Origin of the sequence: Streptomyces sp. NPDC087270 (genome assembly GCF_044744625.1) — a bacterium.
GTDB lineage: Bacteria > Actinomycetota > Actinomycetes > Streptomycetales > Streptomycetaceae > Actinacidiphila.
Window position 1 is genome coordinate 22,016 of sequence record NZ_JBIUYR010000012.1, and the last position, 18,297, is coordinate 40,312.

General features: G+C 74.8%; 17 protein-coding genes. 12 read left to right on the forward strand and 5 right to left on the reverse strand.

Annotated elements, in window-relative coordinates:
• Positions 1–1,286 precede the first annotated feature (1,286 nt).
• Genes ACIPAE_RS23615 through ACIPAE_RS23625 form a run of 3 tightly spaced genes read left to right on the forward strand, consistent with a single transcriptional unit; the run spans position 1,287 to position 5,118 of the window.
• On the forward strand, positions 1,287–2,216 hold the full coding sequence (locus tag ACIPAE_RS23615) for an ABC transporter ATP-binding protein (RefSeq protein WP_402447943.1): 930 nt from the start codon (positions 1,287–1,289) through the stop codon (positions 2,214–2,216).
• The gene (locus tag ACIPAE_RS23620; protein ID WP_366413621.1) at positions 2,213–3,115 is read left to right on the forward strand and encodes an ABC transporter permease; all 903 of its coding nucleotides are present in this window, start codon (positions 2,213–2,215) and stop codon (positions 3,113–3,115) included. The genes ACIPAE_RS23615 and ACIPAE_RS23620 overlap by 4 nt, the downstream gene beginning before the upstream one ends.
• Positions 3,112–5,118 (forward strand): TOMM precursor leader peptide-binding protein, encoded by a 2,007-nt coding sequence (locus ACIPAE_RS23625; RefSeq protein ID WP_402447686.1) that lies wholly within the window; start codon positions 3,112–3,114, stop codon positions 5,116–5,118. Before ACIPAE_RS23620 ends, ACIPAE_RS23625 begins: the two co-directional genes overlap by 4 nt.
• A gap of 121 nt (positions 5,119–5,239) precedes the next feature.
• On the opposite strand, the gene ACIPAE_RS23630 is transcribed toward ACIPAE_RS23625, so the two are convergent.
• Positions 5,240–5,428 carry a thiazolylpeptide-type bacteriocin gene (locus ACIPAE_RS23630; protein WP_093711265.1) on the reverse strand — a complete coding sequence of 63 codons (189 nt, stop codon included), beginning with the start codon at positions 5,426–5,428 and terminating at the stop codon, positions 5,240–5,242.
• 246 nt (positions 5,429–5,674) lie between these two features.
• Here ACIPAE_RS23630 and ACIPAE_RS23635 point away from each other — a divergent pair, with 246 nt between their 5' ends.
• From ACIPAE_RS23635 to ACIPAE_RS23665, 7 genes are all read left to right on the forward strand, one after another.
• The gene (locus tag ACIPAE_RS23635) at positions 5,675–6,961 is read left to right on the forward strand and encodes an amidohydrolase (RefSeq protein WP_402447689.1); all 1,287 of its coding nucleotides are present in this window, start codon (positions 5,675–5,677) and stop codon (positions 6,959–6,961) included.
• Positions 6,962–7,026: 65 nt separating this feature from the next.
• A complete protein-coding gene (locus tag ACIPAE_RS23640; protein WP_329363605.1) occupies positions 7,027–7,278 on the forward strand; it encodes a hypothetical protein in 252 nt (83 codons plus the stop codon).
• A 56-nt stretch (positions 7,279–7,334) separates the two neighbouring features.
• Positions 7,335–7,655: a helix-turn-helix domain-containing protein gene (locus ACIPAE_RS23645; RefSeq protein WP_328474672.1), complete on the forward strand. Its 321-nt coding sequence runs from the start codon at positions 7,335–7,337 to the stop codon at positions 7,653–7,655.
• Positions 7,656–7,737: 82 nt separating this feature from the next.
• Positions 7,738–8,241 (forward strand): 2-oxo-4-hydroxy-4-carboxy-5-ureidoimidazoline decarboxylase, encoded by a 504-nt coding sequence (uraD, locus tag ACIPAE_RS23650; protein ID WP_329363603.1) that lies wholly within the window; start codon positions 7,738–7,740, stop codon positions 8,239–8,241.
• Positions 8,238–8,726: a hydroxyisourate hydrolase gene (gene uraH, locus ACIPAE_RS23655; RefSeq protein ID WP_402447692.1), complete on the forward strand. Its 489-nt coding sequence runs from the start codon at positions 8,238–8,240 to the stop codon at positions 8,724–8,726. Before uraD ends, uraH begins: the two co-directional genes overlap by 4 nt.
• A gap of 2 nt (positions 8,727–8,728) precedes the next feature.
• Positions 8,729–9,637, forward strand: coding sequence for a factor-independent urate hydroxylase (pucL, locus tag ACIPAE_RS23660; protein ID WP_329363599.1), 909 nt, complete (start codon positions 8,729–8,731; stop codon positions 9,635–9,637).
• Positions 9,638–9,651: 14 nt separating this feature from the next.
• Positions 9,652–11,046, forward strand: a complete 1,395-nt coding sequence (locus ACIPAE_RS23665; protein WP_402447694.1) for an 8-oxoguanine deaminase — start codon at positions 9,652–9,654, stop codon at positions 11,044–11,046.
• Positions 11,047–11,351: 305 nt separating this feature from the next.
• On the opposite strand, the gene ACIPAE_RS23670 is transcribed toward ACIPAE_RS23665, so the two are convergent.
• The 3 genes from ACIPAE_RS23670 to ACIPAE_RS23680 all read right to left on the reverse strand — a co-directional run bounded on the left by ACIPAE_RS23670 (position 11,352) and on the right by ACIPAE_RS23680 (position 14,420).
• Positions 11,352–11,846: a GNAT family N-acetyltransferase gene (locus tag ACIPAE_RS23670; RefSeq protein WP_402447696.1), complete on the reverse strand. Its 495-nt coding sequence runs from the start codon at positions 11,844–11,846 to the stop codon at positions 11,352–11,354.
• A gap of 49 nt (positions 11,847–11,895) precedes the next feature.
• Positions 11,896–13,515 (reverse strand): malate synthase A, encoded by a 1,620-nt coding sequence (aceB, locus tag ACIPAE_RS23675; protein WP_329363595.1) that lies wholly within the window; start codon positions 13,513–13,515, stop codon positions 11,896–11,898.
• A 290-nt stretch (positions 13,516–13,805) separates the two neighbouring features.
• Positions 13,806–14,420 (reverse strand): nucleotidyltransferase family protein, encoded by a 615-nt coding sequence (locus ACIPAE_RS23680; protein WP_366413615.1) that lies wholly within the window; start codon positions 14,418–14,420, stop codon positions 13,806–13,808.
• Positions 14,421–14,547: 127 nt separating this feature from the next.
• Here ACIPAE_RS23680 and ACIPAE_RS23685 point away from each other — a divergent pair, with 127 nt between their 5' ends.
• Positions 14,548–16,704, forward strand: coding sequence for a hypothetical protein (locus tag ACIPAE_RS23685; RefSeq protein WP_402447699.1), 2,157 nt, complete (start codon positions 14,548–14,550; stop codon positions 16,702–16,704).
• Positions 16,705–16,806: 102 nt separating this feature from the next.
• Complete coding sequence (locus ACIPAE_RS23690) at positions 16,807–17,121, forward strand: DUF5955 family protein (protein ID WP_329363590.1); 315 nt, start codon at positions 16,807–16,809, stop codon at positions 17,119–17,121.
• A 233-nt stretch (positions 17,122–17,354) separates the two neighbouring features.
• On the opposite strand, the gene ACIPAE_RS23695 is transcribed toward ACIPAE_RS23690, so the two are convergent.
• Positions 17,355–18,107 (reverse strand): IclR family transcriptional regulator, encoded by a 753-nt coding sequence (locus tag ACIPAE_RS23695; protein WP_328470917.1) that lies wholly within the window; start codon positions 18,105–18,107, stop codon positions 17,355–17,357.
• Between the last annotated feature and the right edge of the window lie 190 nt (positions 18,108–18,297).

An 18,297-nucleotide genomic window follows, 5' to 3' on the forward strand; every position in this document is an offset into this window, starting at 1 on the left:
TCAAGGACCCGCTGACCGGGGCGCGGTTGGAGGTCGGCGGGAAGGAGCGGTTCCTGATCGTCCGGCTGGACGGCTCGAAGTCGCTCACCGAGATCGGCGCGGAGTACGCCGCCGCGTACGGGACGCGGCTGGGCGAGGCGCAGTGGACGCAGATCCTGCGGATGCTCTCGCTCCGGGGCCTGCTGGCGGCCGCCCGGCCGCCCCAAACGCCCTCGGGTGCGGCCGAAGACCGGGCGAGGGCCGCCGACACCCGCGCGCAGCAAGGGAGTTGGCTCGGCGGGCGGACGCGACTGGTGGCGGACGCCGGTTCGGCGATGGACCGGCTGCACCAGGCGACGGCGTTCGCGCGCCGGCCCGCGGTGCTGGGCCCGCTGCTCGCGCTGTGCGCCGCGCTGCTGGTCGCGGAGGCCGTCCGGTTCGGTCAACTGGCCGACGCCACACGCCGGTTGTTCCAGCAGCCGGTGGCGCTGGTGGCGGTCGGCTGCGTGCTGTGGCTGAGCCTGGCGCTGCACGAACTGGCACACGGTCTGGTGGCCCGCGGCTACGGGCTGAAGGTGGCCGAGATCGGCCTGCGGCGCCGCGCGGGCTTCATGACGTACCTGTACTGCGAGGTCGAGGACGTCCAGTTCCTCGGCCGGCGCGGGCCGCAGGTCGCCGTGGCGATGGCCGGGGTGGTGGCGAACCTGGTCTACCTGCTGCCGTTCTGGGTGGTGTGGGCGCTGCTGCCGGGCGGCGCCCAGGCGGAGCCCTTCTTCGGCGGACTGCTGCTGCTCGGCACCGCCATGGGACTGCTCAACCTCGTGCCACTGCCGCCGCTGGACGGCTACAAGGCGCTCGGCTACGCGCTGGGTGCCCTGCGGCTGGCCCCGGAGAGCCGCGCCTACCTGCGGCTGGCGGTCTCCGCCGCGCTGCGCCGCCCGGGCGCCCGCGCGGCGACCGCCGCCTACCCCGCCAGGTCACGCCGCGTCCTCGGCGGATACGCCCTGCTGGGCGCCCTGTTCACCCTCGCCGCCCTCGCCGCGGCGGGCCTGCTGTGCGCGGGGGCCCTGCCCGCGCGCTACGACACCTGGACGCCCTACCTGCCGCTCGCCGCCGTGGCCGCGGCCCTCCTGCTCCGCCCGCTCGGCCTGCGCGCCGCCGCCAGGCGCGCGTCCGCCACGCGGACCGCTGCCGACCCGGACCCGGGCGGCCCCTCGGCGCCGGCCGCCGCGGCGCCCGCCCGGCCCGGCCCGGACGGCGGACCCAGCAGCCCCGTACCCGCCCCGCAGACGCGAGAGAAAGGCCGTATGAACAGAGCCGACGACCCGTCACCACCCGCTGTGGTGCTGGACGGTGTGACGAAGAGCTACGACGGGGTGCGTGCCCTGGACGGGGTGTCGCTGACGGTGGGCCACGGCGAGTTCTTCGGGATTCTCGGGCCGAACGGCGCCGGGAAGACCACGCTGGTGGAGATCGTGGAGGGCATGCGGAAAGCCGACGCGGGCACCGTCGAGGTGCTCGGCCAGTCGCCCTGGCCGCGCAGCACCGCGCTGCTGCGGCGGATCGGCGTACAGACGCAGACCTCCGCGTTCTTCACCCGGCTGACCGCGGTCGAGCACCTGGAGACCGTGGCCGCGCTGCACGGCCTGGAACGGTCGGCGGCCGGCCGGGCCATCGAGTCGGTGGGGCTGGCGGCCAAGGCCCGCAGCCGGGTCGACGACCTGTCCGGCGGCCAGCGGCAGCGGCTTGCTCTGGCCACCGCGCTGGTGCACGACCCCGAGCTGATCTTCCTGGACGAGCCGACCGCCGCGCTGGACCCGGAGGCCCGCAGGTCGCTGTGGGGGCTGCTGCGCGAACTGCGCGGCCAGGGCCGCACCATCGTGTACACCACGCACTACCTCGACGAGGCCGAGGCGCTGTGCGACCGGGTGGCGATCATCGCGGGCGGGCGGGTGGCCGCGCTGGACACCCCCGCCGCCCTGGTCCGCTCGCTCGCGGCGCCGGCCCGGCTGCTGGTGCCCGCCGACCGGATCACCCCGGACCAGGCCCGCGCCATCGAGGGCGTGGACCGGGTGCTGGTGGAGGGCGGCGAGGTGGTGATCGAGACCCGCGTGGCCAACCGGGTGCTGGTCGCGGTCGGCGCCTTCGTGGACATGGACGCGATCCGGACCAGGACCGCGACCCTCGAAGACGCCTACCTGCGGCTGACCGGAGCCGGAACGGAGCTGGGCAGATGACCGCCACGACCCCGAGTACACCGAGCACCCCGAGCACCCCCACCGACCCGGACGAGTCCGCCGACCTCAAGGACCCCACCGACCCGAGCACCTCGAAGGGCCCCACCCCCGGCCCCACCCCCGGCGGCAGCACGCGCGGCACCCGCAGCACCGCCTATGCCGCGCTGACCAGAGCCGCGTTCCTCGCCTCCGTCCGCGACCGGACCACGGTCTTCTTCACCTTCGCCTTCCCGCTGGTCTTCCTGGCGGTGTTCGGGCTGCTCTTCCGCGGCCAGAAGGTCGACGGCGGACTGCCGTACATCAACTACGTGGCGCCGGGCGTGCTGTCGTGGGGCGTCGGCAACGCGGCCCTGTTCGGGCCCGCGTTCGCGCTGATGCACTGGCGGCGCGACGACATCCTGCGGCTGGTGTGGCGGACCCCGACCCCACTTCCCACGGTGCTCGGGTCGCGGTTCGCGGTCGCGGTCGGAGTGGGGCTGTGCCAGGCGGTGCTGTTCACGGCGGTGGCGGTGCTGCCGGTGTTCGGGCTGCACCTGGCGGGCGACTGGCCGCTGGCGCTGCCCCTGCTGGTGCTCGGCGTGGCCGCGTTCCTCGCGCTCGGCCTGGTGGTGGGCAGCCTCGCCAACACCCCGGAGGCGGTCGCGGCGATCGCGAACTTCGTGATGGTGCCGATGGCGTTCCTGTCCGGCGCGTTCTATCCGGCGGACCTGCTGCCGGGCTGGATACAGGCGTTCTCCTGGGTGCTGCCGCTGCGCTTCCTCGACCACGGGCTGACCGACGTTCTCGCCGGCCGCGACGGGCTCGGCCGCTACGCCCTGGACTGCGCGGGCCTGATCGGATTCACCGTCCTGTTCGGGCTGATCGCGGCCCGCGTCTTCCGTTGGAGCAACCGGACATGACCGCGCCGACCGCAGCACTCCCCGCCGCCGCGTGGGCCGCAGCCCCGGGCATCCAAGCAGCCGGGCGGGAACTTGAACGGCAGTTGGCGGCACGCGCCGCCGCTGCCGGGCTGCCCGCGCCCGCGGTGGCCGTCATCGGCGGCCACGACCTGTTGCGGCCCGACCCCGAACCGCCCGAGCAGGCCCAACGCCGGGCCGCGGCGACGGTGCACCTGGCCCCGGACGCGGTGCTGGTCGGCCCCTGGGGCGCGGGCCCGGATGCCACCGCGCCGCACGCCGGCGAACCTCGGCCCGGCGGTGACGGCGCCTGCGGCTGCTGCCTCGCCGTGCGCTGGCAGCGGCTGCGCACCCGGACCGAGCGGGAGGCGCTGGAGGCCGGGCGGAGCGGCCTGACCGCGGCGGGCCGCTGGCCGGTGCTCCCGGACTGCACCGTCGACGCCGTGTGGGCGCTGTACGTGTGGGCGGTCACCACCCCCAGGCCGCCCCATGCCGACGGTCTGGCCCGGGTCACCCGGCACGACCTGGAGACCGGCCGCCCGCACACGGTGCCGCTGCTCGCCGACCCGCTGTGCGCCCACCACGGACCGGCGTCGTCCCCCCACCCCGGCGAGCGGGGCGGTTCGGGGATCTCACCGCGGCCGAAGCCCGCCGCCGACCGGTACCGGCTGCGCACCCCGGAGTCGTACGCCCTGCCGACCGAGGCGCTGGCCAACCCGGTCTGCGGGGTGCTCGGCGCCGGCACCTGGAACGACGTGACCTCGCCGACCACCGCCCCCGTCGCGGGCTCGGTCTTCATGCGCGGCTACGCCGGACTGACCGACGTGACCTGGAGCGGCCAGGCCAACTCCTTCGCGGCCAGCCGTGAACTCGCCTTCCTGGAGGGCCTGGAGCGGTACGCGGGCACCCACCGCCGGGACCGTACGGCGCCGCGCGTCGCGTCCCTCGACGACCTCGCCGCACGCGGCGAGCCGGCCCTGGACCCGCGCAACTGCGGCCTGTACGCGCCGCGGACCTACCGCGACGACCCGATGGTGCACCCCTTCGACCCGGGCCGGCCGATCCCGTGGGTGTACGGCCACTCGCTGCGCGACGACCGGCCCGTGCTGGTGCCGGCCCGGCTGGCGTACTACAGCGCGGGCACCGCCGCCGACGACTTCGTCTACGAGTGCTCCAACGGCTGCGCGATCGGAAGCTGCCTGGAGGAGGCGATCCTCTTCGGACTGCTCGAACTCATCGAGCGCGACGCCTTCCTGCTCGGCTGGTACGGCAACGCGCCGCTGCCGGAGATCGACCTCGCGTCGTGCGACAGCCGGGTGCTGCGCGCGATGATCGACCGGGCCGCCCTGTGCGGCTACGACGTGCACGTCTACGACAACCGGATCGACCTGCCGGTGCCGGTCGCCACCGGGCTCGCGGTGCGGCGGGACGGCGGGCCCGGCACGTTCGCGTTCGCCGCGGGGGCCGCCCTCGACCCGCTCGCCTCGGTGGAGTCGGCGGTCTCGGAGATCCTCACCTACCTGCCGCACCTGCCCCGCCAGGTCGCCGAGCGGCCGGCCGAACTGGCCGCGATGGCCGAGGACTTCACGCTGGTGCGCCGACTTCCCGACCACGCCGCGCTGTTCGGGCTGCCGCGGATGCGCGAGCACGTGCGCGGCTACCTGGAGCCGCCGGTGACCAGGACGTTCGCCGAGACCTACGACGGCTGGGAACGGCGCCGGCCACGCGGCCTCGACCTGCGGGAGGACGTCCTGTGGTGCACCGGCGAACTGGCCGCGGCCGGGTCCGACGTGATCGTGGTCGACCAGACCACCGCGGAGCAGCGGAGGTTGGGCCTGCGTACGGTCTGCACGATCGCGCCCGGGCTGCTGCCGATCGACTTCGGCTGGACCCGGCAGCGGGCGCTGACCATGCCGCGGCTGCGGACCGCCCAGCGCCGGGCGGGGATGCGCGGCGACGACCTGGCGGAGGAGGAGGTGCGCGCCGTGCCGCACCCGTTCCCGTAGGGCCGTCGGGAGCGTCGGGGCCGCCAGGACTGCTGGGGCCGCGACGTGACTGCGCCGAATCATGCGGAGGGGCCCGCGGGCCGGTGTTCCCGGCGCGCGGACCCCGTGTCGGCCCCGACGATCAGGCGGTGCAGCTGGTGGTGCTGGTGGTGCTGGAGCAGGTGCTGGTGCTGGAGCAGCTCGTGGAGGAGCCCAGCATGACCTCGCTCGCGTCGGAGTAGTCGGTGATCTCGAACGTCTCGGACTCCAGCTCCAGGATCTCCTGGGCAAGGGAGGCGAGCGGCGTGTCCAGCTTGGAGATGTCAGCCATGGTGACTCCTTCTCGTCGACAGCGGGCCCGGCCACGTAGCGGCCGCAGCGTCCTTTCTACGCGCGTCCACTGGCGGAACCGCCCGCCGACCGCTGTCACTTCGCTGGCACGCCCCGAACCGGCCCCCGCCGCAAGGTCCACCGGCCCGCTGCCCGCCGGCCCGTTGCCCACCGGCCCGCTGCCCACCGGCGTGCTGCCCGCCGTCCGCTCCGCCGTAGCGCCCGACTGCCGTGCAAGGAGAGCCACTTGAGCCCGCAGGAGACGTTCGAGGAGGCCACCGCGAACGTGCTCGGGCCGGCCGCCGGGTTCTACGCCGACGTGCACCGCCACCCCGAGCTGTCCGGCGCCGAGCGGCGCACCGCCGACTGCTTCGCGCGCTGGCTGTCCGGCGCGGGGTACGACGTCACCCCGGGGGTCGGGGGGCACGGCGTGGTCGGGGTGTTGCGCAACGGCCCGGGCCCGGTGGTGCTGGTGCGGGCCGAACTGGACGCGCTGCCGCTGCGCGAGGAGACCGGGCTGCCGTACGCGAGCACGGTGGGCGATCCGGCCCCGGCGATGCACGCCTGCGGGCACGACGCGCACCTGGCGTGCGCGGCGGGCGCGGCCACGGTGCTCGCCGGGGCCGCCGACCGGTGGCGCGGCACCCTGGTGGTGGTCGGCCAGCCCGCGGAGGAGACGCTGACCGGCGCCGCAGCGATGCTCGCCGACGGTCTCTACGAGCGCTTCCCCGCCCCCGGTGTGGTGCTGGCGCAGCACACGGTGCCGCTGCCCGCCGGGATGGTGGCGCACGGCGACGGGCCGCTGCTGGCGGCGAGCCGCACGGTGGAGATCGTCTTGCACGGACGCGGCGGGCACGCGGGGGCGCCCCAACTGGCGGTGGACCCGGTGGTGGCCGCTGCGGCGCTGGTCGGGCGGCTCCAGACGGTGGTGTCCCGCGAGACCGGCCCGGGCGAGCCGCTGGTGCTCACCGTGGGCGCGCTGCACGCGGGCGGCGCCGGGAACGTCATCCCGGACCGGGCCACGATGGAGGTCACCCTGCGGGCCTTCGCCCCGGCCACCCTGGATCGCGCCCTGGCGGCCGTGACCCGGATGGCGCATGCCGAGGCCGCCGCCGCGGGGGCCGAGCGGCCGCCGGAGCTCCGGGAGCTGTCCGGGTCGGCGGTGACCGCGAGCGACCCGGGCGTGGCCGCGCGGCTGCGGCAGGCGCACGAGGCGGCCTTCGGCGCCGGCCGGGTCGCGCGCTGGCAGCCGTCGACGGCGACCGAGGACTTCCCGCTGCTGGGCGCGGCGGGCGTCGATCTGCACGGCGTGGCCGGCGTCGCGACCGGCTACTGGATGCTCGGCAGCGTCGGGCCCGGCCAGTGGGCGGCGGCCGGCGACAGCGCCGAGCGCCGGCTCGCGGAAGTGCCGGGCAACCACTCCGCCCGCTTCCGCCCGCACGCCCGGTTGACGCTGGTGACCGGCATCCGGGCGATGGCGGTCGCCGCGGCGGCCCACCTCGCCGGGCCGGACGGCGGACCCCAGGTCGGTTAAGGTCGCCTGCGAGTCGCCCTCCGCGGTGGAGGGCAGAAGAAGCCGCAGCCACCGTGGGGGCCGTCGTGAGAATGAGGCTGGAGTTCACCACCGAGCCGTTCGACCTGGAGGAGCCGCCCGCACACGCGTTGGCGGCGCGTGAGGTGCTGGGGGCCGGGACGCTGGAGGCGATCGACGTCGGCCCGTTCGGCAACACCGCCGAGGGCACCGAGGACGCGGTGGTCGAGGCGGTCGCGGAGCTGCTGCGCCGTACCGCGGCGGCCGGTGCCACCCGTATCTCGCTCCAGGTCAGCGTGCTCGGCGAGGAGCCGCGGTGAGCGGCGACGCGCAGCGGCACGCCTTCGTCGCCGCCGTGCAGCCGCTGGTGGACGCGATGGGCGGGCAGGCACTGCCGCCCGACCAGGCCCGCGGCGACGACGTGGTGCTGAGCTGGGAGGGCGAGCCGGCGGTCGCGGTGCGGCTGCCGCATCTGGCCGACTCGCTCGACCACCTGCTCGCCGACCTGCGCCGCCGGCACGGCCCGCTCGCCGAGCTGGGCCGCAAGGAGAAGCAGACCGTGGTGCGCATCCTGGAGGAGCGCGGCGCGTTCTCGGTGCGACACGGCGTGGAGACCGTCGCGTCGGCCCTCGGGGTCAGCCGTTTCACCGTGTACAACTACCTGAACAGGGAGAACGCGGCCCGCGACCCGAAGTGACCGCGCTGCGAGCCGTGTTCGCGGCCAGAAGTTTTTCAACAAACTGTTGACGTCCGCGCGCGGCGGCTCGTAGCTTGCGGGGGTGACAACCAGCGCTTCGCCGGGCCTGGCCCGGTTCAACGCGGCCCCCGACCGCGCCGCCGCCGACCTGCTGCACGACGTGTGCGCCAGCCGGGCCTGGGGCGCGGCGGTGTCCGCCGGACGGCCGTACGCCCGCCTCGACGACCTGCTCGCGGCGAGCGACGATGCGATGGCGGCGCTCACCGCCGCCGACCTCGGCGAGGCGATGTCCGGCCATCCGCCGATCGGCCGCCCCACCCCGGGCGACCCGACGTCGGCGCGCGAGCAGCGCGGGGTCGGCGACAGCGAGCGGGCCGAACTCCTCCGGCTCAACCTCGCCTACCAGGACGCCCACGGCCATGTCTTCCTGATCTGCGCCACCGGCCTGACCGGGGCGCAGATGCTGGCCGCCCTCAAGGAGCGGATCGGCAACGACCCGGACACCGAACGCGAGATCGTCCGGGCCGAACTGGGAAAGATCAACCGGATCAGGCTCACCCGCCGCACCGAGGAGGACCCGGCATGACGGCAGCGCAGGACCCGGCGACCCCAGCGACCCCGGCGACCCCGGCAGGCCCGCCCGGCGCGGCGGCGGACGGGACCGGCCCGGCCGCCCCGCGGCACCCCGTCTCGGTGTCCACCCACATCCTCGACACCAGCGTCGGGCGCCCCGCGGCCGGCGTCGGCGTCGAACTGTCCGTCAGGACCGGGCCCGACGCGCCCTGGAGCGCGCACGGCGCCTCGGCCACCGACGCCGACGGCCGCTGCAAGGACCTGCCCGACCCGCCCGAGCACACCACGCACGTACGGCTCCGCTTCGCCGTGGAGCCCTACCTCACCCACCAAGCCGAGGCCCAGCAGGACGCCCCCCGCGCGGACCGAGCCGGTCCAAGGGACAGCGGAGTGTTCTTCCCGGAGGTGGCGATCGTCTTCGCGGTCGCGCCCGGCGAGCACTATCACGTACCGCTGCTGCTCAATCCGTTCGGCTACTCCGTATACCGAGGGAGCTAGCGATGACCGCAGAGACAAGCCCTGCCCGCCTCACCCGCCTTGGCCAGAACCAGTACGGCAAGGCCGAGGTCCGGGTGGTCCGGGTGGTCCGCGACGGGGACACCCACCACCTGAAGGACCTCAACGTGTCGGTGGCGCTGTCCGGCGCCATGGACGCCGTCCACCTCTCCGGCTCCAACGCCAACGTGCTGACCACCGACGCCACCAAGAACACCGTCTACGCCTTCGCGCAGAAGCACGGCGTCGAGTCCGCGGAGACCTTCGCGATCCACCTGGCCCGGCACTTCGTCAGCAGCCAGGACTCGATCCACCGGGCCCGCATCCGCGTCGAGGAGTACTCCTGGGACCGGATCGGCCCGCCGGAGCGCGGCCACTCCTTCGTCCGCGACGCCCGCGAGACCCGCACCACCGAGGTCGGCTACGACGGCGAGCGCTGGCAGGTGATCTCCGGCCTGAAGGACATGGTGGTGCTCAACTCGACCGACTCCGAGTTCTGGGGCTACGTCAAGGACGACTACACCACCCTGAAGGAGACCTACGACCGCATCCTCGCCACCGAGGTCAACGCCCGCTGGCGGTTCGCCTGGAGCGGCGACGACCAGCCCGCGCCGGCCTGGGAGGAGGAGTACGCGCGGGTCCGCGGCCACCTGCTGGCCGCGTTCGCGGAGACGTACTCGCTCTCGCTCCAGCAGACCCTGTACAGCATGGGCGCGCGGGTCATCGAGCACACGCCGGGCGTGGACGAGATACGGCTGTCGCTGCCGAACAAGCACCACTTCCTGGTCGACCTCGAACCGTTCGGCCTGAAGAACGACAACGAGGTCTACTACGCCGCCGACCGCCCGTACGGCCTCATCGAGGGCACCGTGCTGCGCGAGGGCGCCGAAGCCGCGATCCCGGTGACGGACTGAGAGAGGCGGACACCATGACCGAGCAGGACCCCGCGCGGCCGGCCCCGCGCCTGGTGATCGAGAACTGCGCGATCGCCACCGTCGACGCCGACGGCACCGAGTACGACTCCGGGCACGTCGTCGTGGCCGGCGGCGTCATCGAGTCGGTCGGCGCAGGACCCGCGCCCGCCGGACTCGCCGACGTCGCCCGCCGGATCGACGGCACCGGGCACCTGGCCACCCCCGGCCTGGTCAACACCCACCACCACTTCTACCAGTGGCTCACCCGCGGCCTGGCCCAGGACAGCAACCTGTTCAACTGGCTGGTCGAGCTGTACCCGACCTGGGCCCGGATCGACGAACCCATGGTGCACACCGCCGCGTCGGGATCGCTGGCGATGATGGTCCGCGGCGGTGTCACCACCGCGATGGACCACCACTACGTCTTCCCGCGCGGCGCCGGCGACCTGCTCGGCGCCGAGATCCGGGCCGCGGCCGACCTCGGCGTGCGCTTCACCGCCGCCCGCGGCTCGATGGACCGCGGCACGTCCGACGGCGGGCTGCCGCCGGACTTCGCGGTGGAGAGCACCGAGGAGGCGCTGCTGGCCACCGAGGCCGCGATCGACACCCACCACGACGCGTCCTTCGGCTCGATGCTGCAGATCGCTGCCGCGCCCTGCTCGCCGTTCTCCGTCTCCACCGAACTGATGCGGGAGGCGACCCGGTTGGCCCGCCGCAAGGGGGTGCGGCTGCACACCCACGGCAGCGAGACCGTGGAGGAGGAGAAGTTCTGCCACGAGTTGTTCGGCATGGGCCCGACGGACTACTTCGAGTCCACCGGCTGGCTCGGCGACGACGTGTGGATGGCGCACTGCGTGCACATGAACGACTCCGACATCGCCGCCTTCGCCCGCACCGGCACCGGAGTGGCGCACTGCCCGTCCTCCAACGCCCGGCTGGCCGCCGGGATCGCGCGGGTGCCGGACATGCTCGCCGCGGGCGTCCCGGTCGGCCTCGGCGTGGACGGCACCGCCTCCAACGAGTCCGGCGAGCTGCACACCGAACTGCGCAACGCGCTGCTGATCAACCGGCTCGGCGGCGGCGAGAAGGCGCTCAACGCCCGGCAGGCGCTGCGGCTGGGCACCTACGGCGGCGCCCAAGTACTGGGCCGGGCAACGGAGATCGGCTCCCTGGAGGCCGGCAAGCTCGCCGACCTGGTGCTGTGGAAGCTCGACGGCATCGGGCACGCGTCCATCGCCGACCCGGTCGCGGCGCTGGTCTTCGGCGCGGCGGCCCCGGTCACCCTCTCGCTGGTGGGCGGCCGCCCGGTGGTGGAGGACGGCCGGCTCACCCGGGTCGACGAGGACGCCATCGCGAAGCTGACCCGCAGCGAGGCCCGCCGCCTCGCACACATCGCCGGACTGGCCTGACCGCCCCGGCGGTTCGGCCGGTCGGCGCCGCGCCGCGCGGGTCGCGGCGCCATGGCGGCCGGCACCGGTGAAGACGACCGGTCGGGGAGGGACGGCCCCCGACCGGTGGCCGGGCCCTGTCCTGAACAGGCCCCGGCGACAGCGCCCCCGGGCCCGGAGATCCGATCCGGATCGCCGGTGCCCGGGGGCGCTGTGCCGTGCGCCGGCCTGTGCCGTGCGCCGGCCTGTGCCGTGAGCCGGCCTGTGCCGTGAGCCGGCCCGGGGTGCGGGCCGCCCGGCCGGGCGGCCGTGAGCGCCCAACCTCCTTACGACTCCAGCGACTTGTACATGATGTGCAGCCCCACGTAGCCCAGCCGCGGGTGCCGGAAGCCCTCGGGCACGGTGCCGATGACCTCGAAACCCAGCGACCGGTAGAGCCGCACCGCGGGGGTGTTGGACGCCACCACCGCGTTGAACTGCATCCCGCGGTAGCCGGCCGCCGCCGCCCAGGCCAGCGCCTCCTCGCACAGCGCCCGCCCCACGCCCCGCCCGGAGTGCGCCGGGTCGACCATGAAGCTGGCACTGGCGACGTGGGCCGCGTTCCCCATCTGGTTCGGGTTCATCTTCGCGGTGCCGAGGACCGCGCCCGACCCGGCGACGGCCACGACCGTACGGCCGGGCGGCGTGAGCATCCAGTAGCCGCGGCCCACCTCCTCGGTGAGGTCCACCGGGTAGCTGAACGTCTCGCCCCGCGCGCAGATCCCGTGCAGGAACGGCCAGATCAGCGGCCAGTCCGCGGCCGTCGCGTCGCGTATCTCCACCGTGTCGCGTCCTTCCCTCGTGTCGCGCACCTCCGGGTTCGGCACGCGTCTACCCGACCAGCCGCTGGTAGGCGGGCAGGGTCAGGAAGTCGACGTACTCCGTGTCGAGCGCGGTGCGGATCAGCAGGTCGTGCGCCTCGGCCCACTTCCCGGCGGCGAAGGCGTCCTCGCCGATCTCGTCCCGGATCGCGAGGAGTTCGTCGGCGGCGACCTGGCGGGCCAGCTCGGGGGTGGCCTTCTCGCCGTTGTCGAAGACGACCCCGGTGTTGGTCCACTGCCAGATCTGCGAGCGGGAGATCTCCGCGGTGGCCGCGTCCTCCATCAGGTTGAAGATCGCCACCGCGCCCGAACCGCGCAGCCACGCCTCGATGTAGCGGATGCCGACCTGGACCGCGTTGCGCAGGCCCTCGTAGGTCGGGCGGGCGTCGAGCGAGGCGATGTCGATGAGTTCGGCGGCGGTGACGTGCACGTCCTCGCGCAGCCGGTCCTTCTGGTGCGGCCGGTCGCCCAGCACCGCGTCGAAGGAGGCGCGGGCGATCGGCACCAGGTCGGGGTGGGCCACCCAGGAGCCGTCGAAGCCGTCGGCGGCCTCGCGGTCCTTGTCCGCCTTGACCTTCTCGAAGGCCACCTTGTTGACCTCGGGGTCGCGCCGGGACGGGATGAACGCCGCCATGCCGCCGATCGCGTGCGCGCCGCGCTTGTGGCAGGTGCGCACCAGCAGTTCGGTGTAGGCGCGCATGAACGGCGCGGTCATCGTCACCGCGTTGCGGTCCGGCAGCACGAACCGCGCGCCGCCGTCCCGGAAGTTCTTCACGATCGAGAACAGGTAGTCCCAGCGGCCCGCGTTGAGCCCGGAGGCGTGCTCGCGCAGCTCGTAGAGGATCTCCTCCATCTCGTAGGCGGCGGTGATGGTCTCGATCAGCACGGTGGCGCGGACGGTGCCGCGCGGGATGCCGACGTAGTCCTGGGCGAAGACGAACACGTCGTTCCACAGCCGGGCTTCGAGGTGCGACTCGGTCTTCGGCAGGTAGAAGTACGGGCCCTTGCCGAGGTCCAGCAGGCGCTGGGCGTTGTGGAAGAAGTACAGGCCGAAGTCGACCAGCCCGCCGGGGATCTGCTCGCCGTCGACGGTCAGGTGCCGCTCGCCGAGGTGCCAGCCGCGCGGGCGCACCACGACGGTGGCCAGTTCGGCCGCGTCCTTCAGGGCGTAGCTCTTGCCCTGCGGGGAGGTGAAGTCGATCCGGCGCTCGTAGGCGTCGATCAGGTTGATCTGGCCGCCGATGACGTTCTCCCAGGTGGGGGCGGAGGCGTCCTCGAAGTCGGCGAGCCAGATCCGGGCGCCGGAGTTGAGCGCGTTGATCGTCATCTTGCGGTCGGTGGGGCCGGTGATCTCCACCCGGCGGTCCTGCAACGCGGCCGGGGCGGGCGCCACCTGCCAGTCGCCGTCGCGGATGTGCGCCGTCTCCGGCAGGAAGTCGAGGGCGGCGGTGCGGGCGATCTCGGCGCGGCGCTCCTTGCGGAGGGCGAGCAACTCGTCGCGGCGGGCGGCGAAGTGCCGGTGGAGCTCGGCGAGGAAGGTGAGGGCCTCGGGGGTCAGCACCTCCTCCGAGCGGGGTACGGGCCCGGCGGCCTCGGAGACGACGGCCGGGGACGGCGCGCTTGCTGACATGCGGGTCACTCCTCCGTAGAGCAAGGGTGGCACGGGGTGCCGGGGCGCGCCGGAGCGCGCTCGCTTCTGCAAGGTGGAGCATAGTTTTCGCTGTGCGGAAGTTCAACGTTTTGTGGCACGCCGTGCAGTGTCGGATCGCGGTCCGCCCGGTGTCCGGCTGCCCGCGCCCGCTGCCCGCGCCGCCGCCGGAACGCACCGGACCGCTGCCTCGACCCGCCGTCGACCCGCCGTCGGGCCGCCCCGGACCGTCCTCGCGCAGCCGAGCGCCCGCCGCCCGGCGCCGTCCCCCCTCAGTCGAGAAGTCGCAGGTCGGCGGGGGTGTCGATGTCGGCGGGATCGCCGATGTCCCCGCACTCGACGAGCACGGTCTGCTCGGCGTGCTCGCGCAGATACGTCCGGGCGCCGCGGTCCTCGCCCGCGCTGCACGCCACCCCCGCCCAGCGGCTCGCACCGAACAGCACCGGGTGCGCCCGCCGCCCGCCGTACACCGCCGAGACCAGCGCCGACGGCAGGTCGTCGGCCTCCCGCGCCGTCGCGATCACCCGCGCCACCGCCGCGCCCGGCACCCCCGGCTGGTCCACCAGTCCGATCACCGCCGCGGTCGGCAGCCGCGCCGAGGCGGCCAGCGAGGCGAGCCCGGCGCGCAGCGAGGAGCCCATGCCGTCCGCCCAGTGCGGGTTGTCCACCAGCACGCAGCCGGCCAGGTCGGCGCGCTCGCGCACCTCCTCGGCCGCCGCGCCCAGCACCACGTGCACCTGGTCGCAGCCGCCCGCCCGCAGCACCGCGACCGCGTGCTCCACCAGGGGCCGCCCCCGGTAGGCCAGCAGCGCCTTCGGCCGGCCGCCGAGCCGCCGACCGCCACCGGCCGCCAGCAGCAGTCCGGCCACCTCGCCATGAGAGTTCATACTTCCTGCATACCGCGCGTGTCACGGCACTGGAACAGGACGCCTTCGGCGTGGCGTGTTCCGGTATCGTCGGGCCGTGTTGCGGGTGGGGCGGTTGCCAGGTGAGGAACGGGGACTGAGGGGACTGATGGGGCCAGCGCACACCGGTCCGGACTTCGGTCAGGACCTCGGGCCGGACTTCCGCGGCCCGGTCTTCGCACCGCTCGCCGGCGACGATCCGGCGACGGTCTCCGGGCACCGGATCGGCGCGCGCCTCGGCGCGGACGGACCGGGTGCCGCCGGCACCACCTACCTCGCGTACGAGCCGGGCGGGCAGCCGGTCGCGCTCACCGTGATCCGCCCCGAACTCACCGCCGCCGACGGCTTCGCGTCCCGCTTCCACCACGACGCGCAGGCCGCGGCCCGGGTGCCCGGACCCCGCGCGGTGCCGGTGCTCGGCAGCGGGCGGGAGGGCGAGCGGTACTGGATCGCCTGCGGCTACGTGCCCTCGCTGTCGCTGCGCGCCGCCGTCGAGGGCGCGGGACCGCTGCCCACCGGGGTCGTGCTGCGGCTGGTCGCCGCGCTCGCCGAAGGGTTGCAGGCGATGCACCACGCGGGTGTGGTGCACGGCGGGCTGCGGCCCGCCCACGTGCTGCTCGCGGGGGACGGGCCCCGGGTGAAGGGGCACGGACTGGCGTGGGTCGCGCAGGAGGCCGGGAACGCCGACGCGGGCAGCGTGGACGTGGCCGGCGTGGACTCCGGCTCCGCTGATGCCGCCTCCGCTGACGCCGCCTCCGGTGCCGCCGGTTCCGCTGCCGCCGGTACGGGCGAGGCCGGTACGGGCGGGCTCGAAGGCGCGGGCGGCGCAGGGGAGTCGGGGGATGCCGGACGCGCTTCCGCGCATGGGTCGGCACGCGAGGCCCGTCCGGCCGAGGTCGGTGAGGCGACCGCCTTCCGTTCGCCCGAGCAGGCCGCGGGCAAACCGGCCCGGGCCGCCACGGACGTCTTCGCGCTCGGCCAGATAGCGGCGTACGCCTCGATCGGCTCCGCACCCTTCGGCGACGGCTCCCGGGTCCAGCACGCCGAGCCCGATCTGAACGAACTCCCGGGCCAGCTAAGGGAGATCGTCACCCGCTGCCTCATCAAGGACCCCGCGCTACGACCCTCCCTCGCGCAGATCACCACGATGTGCGCGCAGGCCGCTCCCGAGTCGCGCCCCGTCTCCTGGCTGCCGGCCCCGCTGCTCGCCGCGATCCTCCCGGCCATCCCCCCGCCGCACTTCGCGCAGCCGCCGGCCGCGGCGGCGCCCCCCGCCGCGCACCCGGCCGCGCCCGTGTCGCCGCCCCACCCGCCGCAGCCCCCGCACCGGCCCGCGCCGGAGGCCCCACCTGCCCCTGCTCCTGCCCCTGCGCCCGGCGCCGAGGAGCCGTGGCCCGGGCCCGCTCCGGCCGGCCGCCCGCCGGAGCACGCCCACGCGCAGGTGCCGGGCCCGCCCGGTCCGCTCGGCCCACCGGGTCCGCCCGGTCCGCCGCAGCACGGCGGATACCTCTGGCACCCCCAGCAGTGGCCGCGGGCGCCGTACGTCCATGTGCCGCTGCCGCTGCCGAGGAAGAAGCGCAAGGCGGTCGGCGTGGTGGCCGCGGTCGCCGGGTTCGCGGTCGTGGCGACCGCCGCGGTCGCGCTGTCCTCGGGGGACGGCGGCGGCAAGCCGACCGTGGGGGCCCAGCCGCCGGCGGCCGGGGCGCCGCAGCCGTCGCCCTCGCCGTCGTCCCCCTCCGCACCGGCGATGCCCTTGCCCACGATGCCCTCGCCGACGTCGCCGCCGCCCGGCGGGGGCGCCACCGGGTCGCCGCCGGAGACCGGCCTCGTGTACCAGCAGTTGCACCTGCCCGCCGGCGACGGAATGTCACTGCGCGGCGACCCGCCTACCGTCAGTTCCGGCACGTACAGCGGGGACTTCGGGTTCACCGGGGACGCCGCCGCGTTCACCGCCGACCGCTCCCGCGACACGCTCGCCCTGATCCCCGCGGCGAGCCCGGCGACCGCCGCCGCCTGCCGGTCGTCCGACGCGGTCCGGGTGAACTCGGTGAACGCCGACTCGCTCGGCGAGGGCGCGCGGCTGTGCGTGCGGTCCGTCGACGGCACGGTCACCGCGCTGGTGACGTTCCGTCAACTGCCGGCCCGTCAGGCCGCCCACCCGGTCGCGGTGTTGGACCTCACGGTGTGGCACGAGGTGGCGGAGCGTTCCGCGCCGGGTACCGGAATCCGCGCGAATTTCGCCGACGGAGTGGCGCGACGAGGGTGATGTCGCGTTAACTGATCCGCCCCGGGGCGAGCCGTGGCGGGGAAGCGCCCGGGTGGAGTCCGACGCGAGGGTGGGTTGTCCGTGGTGGTGGGGGAGTCGCACGTGCTCGAGAACGGGCGCGGAGCCGCGGTCGGCAGCGGGCCGGGCGCGGATCTGGCGGAGGCGGTCGGCCGTATGCGCCGCGAACTGATCACGTACCGGCCGATGTTGCCGGACCGGGCCGTCGCCGAGGTCGAACTCGACGCACTCGCCCGCGCGGCCGGTGCCGTGGACCGGGCGCCCGGCTCGGTGGACTCCGAGCGGTTACGCCATTCGCTCCTGCTGGTCGTGGCGGCGATCGGCTCGGTGAGCGCACTGACCGAAGCGCTCGACGCGCTGCGCGAGGCCGTCGAACGGATCGCCCCGCCGCGCCCCTGACGATGGAGGCGGCGACGCCGAATTCCGCGGCCGTCACCCCCGCGCTCGGTTGGTGGTTTGTCACCCCGTGCTCGGCGGGTGGTCTGTCGCCCCCGCGTCGGGCGGGTGGTCCGTCACCCCCGCGTCGGGCAGGTGGTCTGTCGCCTCCGCGTCGGGCGGGTGGTCCGTCACCCTCGCGCTCGGCAGGCGGTCCGTCACCCCGCGTCCGGCAGGCGGTCGGGCGCGGTCCGCTCTCAGGTCGCCAGCGCCCGCGCCAACTGCCGTGCCACGTCCTGGAGTACGGGCACGATCTTGTCGGTGGCCGCTTCGGTGACCCGCCCGGCCGGACCGGAGATGGAGATGGCCGCGGCGGTGGGGGAGTCGGGCACGGTGACCGCGAGGCAACGCACCCCGGCCTCCTGCTCGTTGTCGTCGACGGCGTAGCCCAGGCCCCGGATACGGTCGAGTTCGGCGAGGAACGCGTCCGGGTCGGTGATGGTGTGCTCGGTCGCCGCCGGCATCCCGGTCCGCCCGAGCAGCGCCCGCACCTGCTCCGGCGGGACCTGCGCCAGCAGCGCCTTGCCGACCCCGGTGGAGTGCGGCAGCACCCGCCGCCCGACCTCGGTGAACATCCGCATCGAGTGCCGGGAGGGCACCTGCGCGACGTACACCACCTCGTCGCCGTCGAGCAGCGCCATGTTCGCGGTCTCGCCGGTCGCCTCGACGAGCTCCGCGAGGTACGGGCGGGCCCAGGTGCCCAGCAGCCGGGACGCGCTCTCGCCGAGCCTGATCAGCCGGGGCCCGAGGGCGTACCGCCGGTTCGGCTGCTGGCGGACGTAGCCGCAGTCCACCAGGGTGCGCATCAGGCGGTGGATGGTCGGCAGCGGCAGCCCGCTGCTGGCCGACAGTTCGCTCAGCCCGACCTCGCCACCCGCGTCGGCCATCCGCTCCAGCAGGTCGAAGGCGCGTTCAAGCGACTGGACGCCTCCGGTGCGGTCAGCAGGCACGTACGTTCCCCTCGTTCGTGGTGGACCCTCGCGGCGGGCCGCCCGGACGCTCCGGCGCGGCCGGTCCGGACCGGAGCGACACCCCGGCACCCGCCGCTGGCGGAAGGTGGTTTTCGCTCTGTGGAATCCTACCGCCCTTGACGTCCCGGGGAACGATACCCACCATGGCCGTCAACAGAACGTTGAAATT